General features: G+C 73.3%; 6 protein-coding genes. 4 read left to right on the top strand and 2 right to left on the bottom strand.

Annotation, left to right across the window (positions count from 1 at the left end; all coding sequences use genetic code 11):
• The first annotated feature begins 242 nt into the window (after window positions 1-242).
• Together AB0J86_RS24420 and AB0J86_RS24425 are read left to right on the top strand one after the other, a co-directional pair.
• Window positions 243-2228, top strand: a complete 1986-nt coding sequence (locus AB0J86_RS24420) for a sigma-70 family RNA polymerase sigma factor (protein WP_363860010.1) — start codon at window positions 243-245, stop codon at window positions 2226-2228.
• A gap of 150 nt (window positions 2229-2378) precedes the next feature.
• Window positions 2379-2615 (top strand): hypothetical protein, encoded by a 237-nt coding sequence (locus tag AB0J86_RS24425; RefSeq protein WP_363859920.1) that lies wholly within the window; start codon window positions 2379-2381, stop codon window positions 2613-2615.
• 19 nt (window positions 2616-2634) lie between these two features.
• Here AB0J86_RS24425 and AB0J86_RS24430 read toward each other — a convergent pair whose 3' ends face one another.
• A complete protein-coding gene (locus tag AB0J86_RS24430) occupies window positions 2635-3978 on the bottom strand; it encodes an ABC transporter substrate-binding protein (protein WP_363859921.1) in 1344 nt (447 codons plus the stop codon).
• A gap of 228 nt (window positions 3979-4206) precedes the next feature.
• Here AB0J86_RS24430 and AB0J86_RS24435 point away from each other — a divergent pair, with 228 nt between their 5' ends.
• Both AB0J86_RS24435 and AB0J86_RS24440 read left to right on the top strand, forming a co-directional pair.
• Window positions 4207-5037: a phosphoribosylaminoimidazolesuccinocarboxamide synthase gene (locus AB0J86_RS24435; protein WP_363859922.1), complete on the top strand. Its 831-nt coding sequence runs from the start codon at window positions 4207-4209 to the stop codon at window positions 5035-5037.
• 58 nt (window positions 5038-5095) lie between these two features.
• Complete coding sequence (locus tag AB0J86_RS24440) at window positions 5096-6034, top strand: ribose-phosphate pyrophosphokinase (protein ID WP_363859923.1); 939 nt, start codon at window positions 5096-5098, stop codon at window positions 6032-6034.
• A 228-nt stretch (window positions 6035-6262) separates the two neighbouring features.
• Here the strand turns inward: AB0J86_RS24440 and AB0J86_RS24445 are convergent, their stop codons facing one another.
• Entirely contained in the window at window positions 6263-9994 is a 3732-nt protein-coding gene (locus tag AB0J86_RS24445; protein WP_363859924.1) for an RICIN domain-containing protein, read from the bottom strand.
• Window positions 9995-10082: the final 88 nt, after the last annotated feature.

Below are 10082 nucleotides of genomic sequence, written 5' to 3' on the forward strand. Positions count from 1 at the left end.
TGCCGTGGTCTCCATCGGCGCTCTCAAGCGGTTCGTCATCCCCGCCCCTTCCGAATCGACGCCGCGACGGAAGCCAGGCTATCCGGGCCAGCGGGATGAATCAGGCGGAACGGACCGAAAGGACACTGACTGGGGTGCCGGAAACTGTTATCCGCCCCGGCTCCCGCCGGTCTCCGCAACGGGGGAGGATCGGCACCGGTCGTCCCCGACCCGTGGGCCGGAGATCGAAGGAGAGTGGCGTGATGCGCGGAACCGGTCGGAGCGGACCCGCGACCGGGCTGGTCGTCGCGGCCCGGGCGGGCGACCCCCGGGCGCTCGACATCCTGGTGGCGGACTGCCTCCCGCTGGTCTACAACGTCGTCGGGCGCGCGCTGCGCGGGCACGCCGACGTCGACGACGTGGTGCAGGAGACCCTGCTGCGCGTGGTCCACCACCTGGCCGACCTGCGCGAGCCGGAGTCGTTCCGCTCCTGGCTGATCGCGATCGCGATCCGGCAGGTACGCGACTGGGAGCAGCGCCGCCGGACCGAGCGCGGGCACGTCGTCGGCGTCGACGTCGCGCACGAGGTGGCCGACCCGGCCGCGGACTTCGCCGGCCTCACGATCCTGCGCCTCGGCCTCACCGACCAGCGCCGCGAGGTCGTGACGGCGACCCGCTGGCTCGACCCGGACGACCGGGAACTGCTCGCCCTCTGGTGGCTGGAGGAGACGGGCGAGCTGGACCGGGCGGAGCTGGCCGGGGCGCTCGGCGTCTCCGGCGAGCACGCCGCCGTACGGGTGCAGCGCATGAAGGAGCAGCTGCGGGCCGCGCGGGCCGTGGTACGCGCCCTGGCGGCGCGACCCGGCTGCCCGGCGCTGCGTACCGCCACCGCCGGCTGGGACGGCGTACCGGCTCCGCTCTGGCGCAAGCGGCTGGCGCGGCACGTACGGGAGTGCGCCGAGTGCGGGCCGCGCGCCGCCGACCTCCTTCCGGTGGACCGGCTCCTCGCCGGGTTGCCGCTGCTGCCCCTGCCGCCGGGCCTGGCCGACCGGGTCTTCGCCGCGGTGCCCGCGGGGCCGGCCCCGGGCGCCGCTCCCGTGGGAGGCGGCCCGGCGGCGGGGCACGGCCCGGCGCCCGCCGGCGACCCGCTCGCCGCCGGTTCGGGCGCGTCGACCACCGCTGCTTCGGGCGGGTCGAGCGCCGCCGGGCGCGCCGCCTCCGGTGGGCGGTCCGGCCGGCGGCTGCTCTCGGGGCGCCCGCGGGCCGTGCTCGTACCGGTCGCCGCCGCCGCGGCGCTCGTCGCGGTGGTGGCCGCCGCGCTGATCGTGGCCCGGCCCGAGCGGCCCGCGGCGGCCCCGCCGGCCGACGCGGGCGTGGTGGTCGGGGCCACCGCCGCCACGGCCGCCGCGACCACGCCGCCGGCGGCGACGCCCACGCCCACCCCGCTCGCCTCGACCCCCGCGGCGGCGAAGAGCGGCGCGCGCCCGGCCGGCCCGGCGGGGCCCGCCGTGAGCAGCCCGAAGAAGGGCGTCGCGGTCTGGAACTTCGGCGGCGTGAGCCAGGCGCTCGCCGCCTCCAAGGCCAGCTGGTACTACACCTGGTCGCCGCAGCACTCGGGGATCACCACGCCGAAGGGCGTCGGCTTCGTACCGATGATCTGGGGCGCGAAGGACGTCAACGCGACCAGCCTGGGGCAGGCCAAGAACGCCGGCCGGTACCTGCTCGGCTTCAACGAGCCGGACATGGGCGGGCAGGCAAACCTCAGCGTCGAACAGGCGCTGGACCTCTGGCCGCAGCTACAGGCGACGGGGAGCATCCTCGGCAGCCCGGCCGTCGCCTTCGGCGGTGACACCCCCGGCGGCTGGCTCGACCGGTTCATGTCGGGTGCCCGGGCGCGCAACCTGCGGGTGGACTTCATCGCGCTGCACTGGTACGGCGGCGACTTCGTCACCGCCAACGCGGTCAGGCAGCTGAAGTCGTACCTCCAGGCCGTCCACGACCGCTACCACCTGCCGATCTGGCTCACCGAGTACGCCCTGATCGACTTCTCGGGCGGGGGCGCGAGGTTCCCGAGCCAGCAGCAGCAGGCCGCCTTTGTCACCGCCTCCGCCCGGATGCTGGGCGACCTCTCGTACGTGCAGCGCTACGCCTGGTTCGGGCTGCCGGCGACCGACAAGGACCGCAGCGGCCTGTTCCGCAGCGGTACCGAGGCGACCGAGGTCGGGCGCGCCTTCCAGGCGGCCGGCTGACCGACCCGCCCGCCCGGGGTCCCCGCCGGGTCCCTGCCCGAGGACCCGCCCGGGGTTCGCGCCGGTCCCGACCCCCGGGGTGGGCCGGGGCGACGCGCCGTGGATCGGCGTCGGCCAGCGGGGGTTGCGCGCCCGTCGGAGGATGTAGCCATGACTTCTGTAGCGAGATGGTGGGCCCGGCTGGCCGCGACGGTGACCGCGGTCTCCCTGGCCGTCTTCGTACCGGTCGCGGCCTGGGCCTCCACCGGGACGGGTGAACTGGTGGTCGAGGCGGCCCGCCGCCGGTCGCGGGGCGGATTCGGCTTCTTCGGCCTCGTCTGCTGCCTGCTGGTGGTCGGCGTGATCGTGCTGATCCTGCTGCTCTTCATGCGGCGGCGCCGCCGCTGACCACCGGGGTCCCGCCGGATCAGCTCGTCAGCGCCGCGTTCGCCTCGCCGATGAAGCGGATCGCCGCGGCGCGGCTGGTCTGGCGGCCCGACTGGACGCCCTCCGCGGCCCCCTGGAGCAGCGCCCGTACCTTGGCGTGCCCCTTGGGCGGCGGTACCGGTGCGGAGCCGAACCGATTCGTCATCTCGGCCTCGAAGGCGCTCGTCCGCTTCATCCCCTTGTCGGTAAGGGATGCCTCCACGGCCTGCCGTACGCCGAGGTTGGCGCTGAGCCCCCGCTCCGTGCCGAGGATGCGGCCGGCGTCCAGGTTGTTGGTCAGGAAGTTGATCACGTCGACCACGGCCTCGGGGTGCCGGGTGCCCCGGAAGGCCGCCCAGTACATCGAGGCGCGGGCCCACTGTGCCCGCGGATCACCCGGGTACGACACCACGTCCAGCTCGTCGTTCGTGTTCTTCTGCAGCTCCGAGAGCTGGTTGGACCACATGAACGAGGCCGCCGCCTTGCCGGTGGCGACCAGCTGCTGCGTCACGTCGCCGCCGTCGGCCTGCTGGATGACCGCGACCGAGGGCGTCGCTCTGCGGGCCCGGGCCTGCTTCCAGAGGTCGAACCAGGCGATCAGGTCCGGTTCGGTGAAGCCCATCTGCCGGCCCCGGTACAGCTCCAGGCCCCGGCTGCGCAGCCACAGCCAGAGCGCCTTGTAGTCGGCCGAGGGGTCCATCGTGCCGGCGACCTTGCCGTCGCTGCGCTCGGTCACCGAGACCGCCCAGTCCAGGTACTCCTCGTACGACATGCCGATGCGCGGCTCGGGCAGGTCGAGCCGGCGCAGCAGGCTCCGGTTGAAGATCAGACCGGGCGTGTTCTCCGCGCCGGCGACCGCCATGGTCCGGCCGCCCAACTGCCCGTACTGGGCGAGGCTGTTCGGCAGCCCGCTCAGGTCGAGCTGCTTGCGCTCCACGAAGTCGGTCAGGTCGAGGATGATCCGGCGCTGGGCGTACTCGCTCAGGTAGTTGTCGTCGATCTGGAAGAGGTCGGGTGGGTTGCCGCCGGCGGCCTCCGTGGCGACGCGGTCGTAGTAGCCCGCGTTGCCCTGCCAGGTGACCCGGAAGGTGACCTCCGGGTGGTGCTGGGAGTAGAGCTGGAGCGCCTGCTCGGTCAGCGCCGCGCGCCGCTGCGCGCCCCACCAGAAGACCGACAGTTCGATCTTGCCCGAGCGCGGGGCGGACGCCTCGTCGTCGCAGCCCGCCAGGGTGGGCAGGGCAAGGAGGGAGAGCATGCCGGCGACGACACCGCGCCGGGTCGGCCGGGACGGTACGCGCCGGGCGGTGCCGGGCGGCTGCGCCGGACCGGGGGCGGGAAGGGACACGGCATCTCCTGTGGGCGCCGGGCGGCTGTGCGGCGGACGGACCATTTACACAGGCCGGCGTGGCGGGTGTCAACGCCCGTCCGGGGCCAAACCGCCCCACGATGGGATCGATCGCCGGGAGGTTCGAGGGGCCGCTCCCGCCCCGGGGCGCCCGCCGACCGGCCAGGTGGGCCACAAACGGTACCGTGATCGTCAGGCCGGTCCGGGCGGCGTGATGTACTTGCCCGCGTGGAACTGCTGCACTCGGGCAAGGTCCGGGACGTCTACGCCGACGGCGACGACCTGATCCTCGTCGCCTCCGACCGGATTTCGATCTACGACGCGGTGCTACCCACCCCGATCCCCGACAAGGGCAAGCTGCTCACGGCGCTCTCGCTCTGGTGGTTCGAACAGCTCGCTGACCTGCTGCCGAACCATGTCGTCTCCGCCACCGACGTCCCGGCCGAGTACGCCGGCCGGGCGATCCGCTGCCGGCGGCTCAGCATGGTCCCGGTCGAGTGCATCGCCCGCGGCTACCTGACCGGCCTCGGGCTGCGGGAGTACCAGGACCGGGGCTCGGTCTCCGGCATCGCGCTGCCGCCGGGGCTGGTGGAGTCCTCGATCCTGCCCGAGCCGATCTTCACGCCGACCACGAAGGCGCCGGTCGGCGAGCACGACGAGTTCATCACGCTCGACGAGGTGATCGACAAGCTCGGCCGGGAGACCGCGGAGCGGCTGCGGGACCTCACGCTGGCGGTCTACCGGCGTGGCGCGGAACTCGCCGCCGAGCGCGGCATCATCGTGGCGGACACCAAGCTGGAGTTCGGCTGGGCGCCGGACGGCACGCTGGTCCTCGCCGACGAGGTGCTCACCTCCGACTCCTCGCGGTTCTGGCCGGCGGAGTCGTACCAGCCGGGGCGGACGCAGGACTCCTTCGACAAGCAGTACGTCCGCGACTGGGCGGTGCGCAGCGGCTGGGACAAGAAGGCCCCGCCCCCGCCGGTGCCGGACGAGGTCGTCGAGGCGACCCGGGCCCGCTACGTCGAGGTCTACGAACGGCTCACCGGCCGGAGCTGGTGACGCGCCGGGGCGAACCCGGTACCGGGCGCTCGGCTCGTCGGGTCCCTACGATGCGCACGTGCGTGCCATCGCCGTTTTCAGCGGAAGTGCCCATCCCGAACTCGCGGCCGAGATCTGCGCCAACCTGGGCGTACCGTTGCACCCGGTCCGGGTCTCCCGGTTCGCGAACGACTGTCTTGAGGTGCAGTTGCAGGGCAACTGCCGCGAACGGGACGTGTTCCTGATCCAACCACTGGTACCGCCGGTCCAGGAGAACCTCGTCGAGCTGCTGCTGATGCTCGACGCGGCGCGCGGTGCCTCGGCCGGCCGGATCACCGTCGTGCTGCCGCACTACGCGTACGCGCGGTCGGACAAGAAGGACGCCCCCCGCATCTCGATCGGTGGTCGCCTCGTCGCCGACCTGCTGGTCTCGGCCGGCGCCGACCGGGTGCTCGCGCTGACCCTGCACTCGCCGCAGGTACACGGCTTCTTCAGCGTGCCGGTGGACCACCTGCACGCCCTGCGTGAGCTGGCCGACCACTTCAAGCAGTACGACCTGAGCAACGCCGTGGTGGTCTCGCCCGACCTCGGCAACGCCAAGGAGGCCGCCGCCTTCGCCCGCCGGCTCGGCACGCCCGTGGCGGCCGGCGCGAAGCAGCGCTTCAGCGACGACCGCGTGCAGATCAGCGCGGTCATCGGCGACGTGGCGGACCGGGACGTGATCGTCCTGGACGACGAGATCGCCAAGGGCAGCACGATGATCGAGCTGATGGACCACCTGCGCGATCTCAAGGTCCGCTCGATCCGGCTCGCCTGCACGCACGGCCTCTTCTCCGCCGACGCGCTGACCCGGCTGGGCGAGCAGGACGGCGTACTGGAGATCGTCTGTACCAACACCGTGCCGATCCCGGCCGCCAAGCGGGTGCCCAAGCTCCGGGTGCTCTCGGTCGCGCCGGCCCTGGCCGAGGCGATGCGGCGGATCCACAACGGCGAGTCGGTCAGCGCGCTCTTCGCCTGACGCGTCCGGTCGCCCTGCGTCGGTCGCGGTCGGGGGCCGAAGGCGGGGCCCGCGACGCCGTCGGCCGGGGGTGGACCCGCGCCGCCGGGCTGGGGGTGGGGCCCGCACGCGGGTGCCGGGCCGTGGCCGGACCGTGGGGTGCCGCGGCGTACCGCCGACAGGCGCGTGGCCGGTCGCCGTCGCGGGCGCGACGGGGACCGGCCACGGTTGCCCGGTGCGGGCCGGGTCCTACGGTTCGAGGCGGAGGAAGAACTGCTGGTTGGCCGGGGGCGTGGCCGAGCAGGTCACCTGCACCAGCGCCGCCCCGTCGCTCATGCTCGCGCCGCTGATCTGCAGGCACTTGTCGCTGTGCACGTTGCGGATCTGTACCTGGATGTCCGGCGCGGTGCCCGAGACGTAGTCGATCCGGAAGTGCTGGTTCGGCTGGAACGTCCCGCAGGTGTACTGGATCATCTGGGTGTTGTCGGCCAGGCTGTTGGCGTTGTCGTCGAGACACTTGCCGGCCGTGCTCTTGATCCGGAAGTACGGTGCGACGCCGAGCTGCTCCAGCTGGAACTGCTCCGAGGTGGCGGTCACGACGCAGCTCCGCTGGTTGATCAGGGCGCTGTTGTCGACGCTGGCGCCCGCCACGTCGACGCACTTGTCGCTGTGCACCGGCTGGATCAGGTACTTGCGGCCGGACTCGACGCGTACGGCCGGCCTGGCGTCGCTGACCGGACCGGTCCAGCGGGACTGCTTGTCCGCGAACGAGCTGCCCGTCGAGGTGAACTGGTAGAGGTTCCAGGTGCCGGCGCCGCCGTCGACGAGCGCGCCGAGGTCGGCCCGGCCGTCGCCGTCGTAGTCGCCGCTGGCGATGGTCGCCCGCCCGGCGTCGAAGGCACCGCTGGCGCTGCTCCACCAGGTGGTCGCGGTCCAGGTGGTACCGGTGCCGCCGATGGCGGTCAACCGGGCCGTGGCGTTGCCGAGGTCGCTCAGCGCGATGATCTCGTCGGCGCCGCTCGCGTCACCGGTGACGTTGCCGGCGACGAAGCGCGCCCGGCTGGCGGCGAAGTTGCCGGCGCCGCTGTCCCAGCGCGTCACCGGCGCGCCGAGGCGGCCGAGGTCGGCGGGGTGCAGCTGCACCCGGGCCTGCTGCCCGCCGGCGTCGTACACGTTGGCGACGTCGTCGTCGCCGTCGCCGTCGAAGTCGCCGGCCACCGCGTGGACCCGGGAGAACGGCAGGTTGCCGGCGCCGCTGTCCCACTGCAGCACCGGGGCGCCGAACTGTCCCCGGTTCGAGGCCTGTAGCAGCAGCCGGGTCTGGCCACCGGCCAGCCCCTGGAACTCGGCCAGGTCGTCGTCGCCGTCGGCGTCGAAGTCGCCGGCCACGACCTCGAAGTGGCTGAGCCGGATGCCGCTGCCGGTCCAGACCGGCTCGCTCGCCGAGACGAAGCGGCTGCCGTCGCTGCGCAGCAGGAACAGCCGTACCTGCTGGTCGGAGTCCTCGCGGAAGACCGCGATGTCGGTACGGCCGTCGCCGTCGAAGTCGCCGCTCGCGCTGCGGATCCGGTCGGTGGGGAAGCCGCCGTTGGCGCCGGCGTCCCAGCCGATGTACCCGGTGGAGGCGCCGGCCGCCCCGGTGGTGAAGTTCCAGGCGGTGGTACGGCTGTTGCCCTGGTCGACCAGGGCGGCGAAGTCGGCCCGTCGGTCGCCGTTGACGTCGCCGCGTACCCCGGGCGTGCCGACGGTCCGGCCGCTGGCCGTCAGGGTCCAGCCCGCGCTCAGGGAACTGGCGTTGCCGGCCCGGTCGACGGTGCGGGCGTAGAGGGTCCGGGTCACGTTCCCGGTGTCGCCGGGGGTGTCCGGCCAGAGCGTGATCGGCACGCTGGCGGTACCGTCCGCGCGGACCGGGATGTACATCGAGGTGTTGTCCGAGCTGAAGCCGTAGCGGAAGCCGGTGACGTCGGTGTTCGCGGCCGACCGGGTCAGCGTGACGGTGCCCGGTTCGCCGACGGCGCGTACCGGGGTGGTGCCGGGGAAGTCGGTCGAGCTGATCGTCGGCGGGGCGGGGGCCGCCGCGTCGACGGTGAAGTAGCAGCGTGGCCCGTACCCGCCGGCGAGGCCACCGTCGCGGGTGCGGGCCCGGTAGCTGAAGACGGCGTTCGGCTCGTCACTCGGGAGCACGCCCCCCGGTACGGTCCACCGGACGGCGGTACCGGAGCCGACGGTGCCGGAGGTGAGGGTGGTGAGCACGGTCTCGCCGGAGAGCACCTCCAGCTCGTTGGTGATGTTGTCCCCGTTCGGGTCGTAGCCCGAGCCGCCGAGCACCGGGTTGGGCGTGTTCAGTACGGTCGGCGCGGTGGCGGTGCCGCACGGCGTCCCCGGTACGGTCGACACACCCGTGGGCGCCAGGGGTGGGGTGTTGTACTCGACGTTCAGCCGGGCGGTGGCCTCGTCGAACCTCTTCCAGTAGTTCTGGTCGCCCTCGCTGGCAGAGGGGATGCGCAGCCCGAAGGCGACCGCCTCCTGCGGTCCGGCCGTGCCGCTGACCGCCTGCTGCACCACGTTCTTGACGGCGTCGTTGCCCGCGCCGAACTCCATCAGCATCGGCGGCTGGGCGCATGCCGACTTGTTCGCCTTGCCGCTCTGCGTGTCCAGCGCCTTGCCGTCCAGCCACTTGCTGCCGCTGTTGTTCCAGGTCAGCGCGCTCGCCGGGTCGATGGTGGCGGTGTGCCACAGCTCCACGCTGGTCGCCGAGCAGGAGCCGGTGTGGGTCATGGTGATGGAGAACCAGGCCCGGGAGACGGTGGAGCGGGCCAGCCCGGCGACCTTCACCTGGAAGAAGGTGCGCCAGGGCCCGTCGCTGCTGCCGTAGACCTTGCCGACCCGGGCGTCCTCCCGGTAGTAGTCGTCGGTCCAGTAGGACGTGTCCTTCTTGGCCGAGTTGACCATGGTCCAGCGGTACTGCACGCCGCTGTAGGAGGGGTCGAGGTAGAGCGGGTACCGCACGTCCGGGGCGGTGAGCAGCTCCTGGTCCGGTACGACGGCGAGTTCGCCGGCCCCGATCTCCAGGCGCATCTCCCGCCGGCGCGGCTCGACGTCGGCCGTGGTCGTACCGGTGCCGGCGACGCGCGCCGCAGCCGTGCCGGACGGCGCGGTACCGTCGGCGGCGGTGTCGGAGCCGTCGGCGGCGCTCTCCCACATCGCGGGCGCGCCGGAGTGGAAGACGACCTCGCCGCGGTCGTCGACGGCGACGCTGCCGCCGTCGTCGGTGCGGCGCAGCGCCAGTCCCTGGGTGCCGAGGCCGAAGCGGATCCGGCGCAGGGCGGGATTCGCGGCGGCGGCGGCGTTCTTGACCACCAGCAGCTGGCTGAAGCCGACGGCGTTGACCCGGACCACCAGGTCGACCCCGGGCAGGACCTCGGGGTAGGTGGCGGTGTCCCCGTCGAGGACCGGGGCGGGCAGCGGCGCCGGCCAGCGCAGCGTCAGGCTCTTACCGTCCCTTGTGGCGCTGACCAGCGCGTCGGTGCCGCCGCCGGCGAGGCGCAGCCCGGTCACCGTGGCGGCCGGGGTCACCGAGCCGTCGGCGTTGCGGACCAGCCGTGAATCGACCGGTACCCAGTCGTCGCCGTGCCGGGTGCGCACCGGCAGGGCGTACTCCTCCAGGGTCCGGCTGCCGGACGGGTTCGCGAAGACGCGGCCCGTCTCCGACCGCTCGCTGGTGATCTCGACGGGTGCGCCGGTGCGGCGGGCCGTGGCCGCCGCGGTGGCGGCGTCGGGCGCCTCGCGCGGCGTCTCCGCGGGCCCGGCCGGGGTCGCCTCCGCTCGACCCGGCGGGGGCGTCGGCGCCGCCGCGACCGGTGTTGGTGTGCCGGCCAGGCCGCCGGCCAGGGTCGCCGCTATCAGTACCGCGGTGGCCCTGGCGGAACGGCGGCGGCGCTGGTTACGCCCGGGAACCGGGCCCATACCATATGCACGCATATCTATGAAATCCTTCGCCAGTTCAGCTCTTGGAGCCGAAAAGATATTACGGATCGGTCTTTCTATCTATCGATCTTCCGGTTAGGGT

The organism is Micromonospora sp. NPDC049559 (assembly GCF_040676675.1).
Lineage (GTDB): Bacteria > Actinomycetota > Actinomycetes > Mycobacteriales > Micromonosporaceae > JBFAPK01.

Excerpts from the sequence above, each read along its gene's own strand:
- AB0J86_RS24420 (WP_363860010.1), top strand. The coding sequence starts at position 243 with ATGCGCGGAACCGGTCGGAGCGGACCCGCGACCGGGCTGGTCGTCGCG.
- AB0J86_RS24425 (WP_363859920.1), top strand. The coding sequence starts at position 2,379 with ATGACTTCTGTAGCGAGATGGTGGGCCCGGCTGGCCGCGACGGTGACC.
- AB0J86_RS24445 (WP_363859924.1), bottom strand. The coding sequence starts at position 9,994 with ATGCGTGCATATGGTATGGGCCCGGTTCCCGGGCGTAACCAGCGCCGC.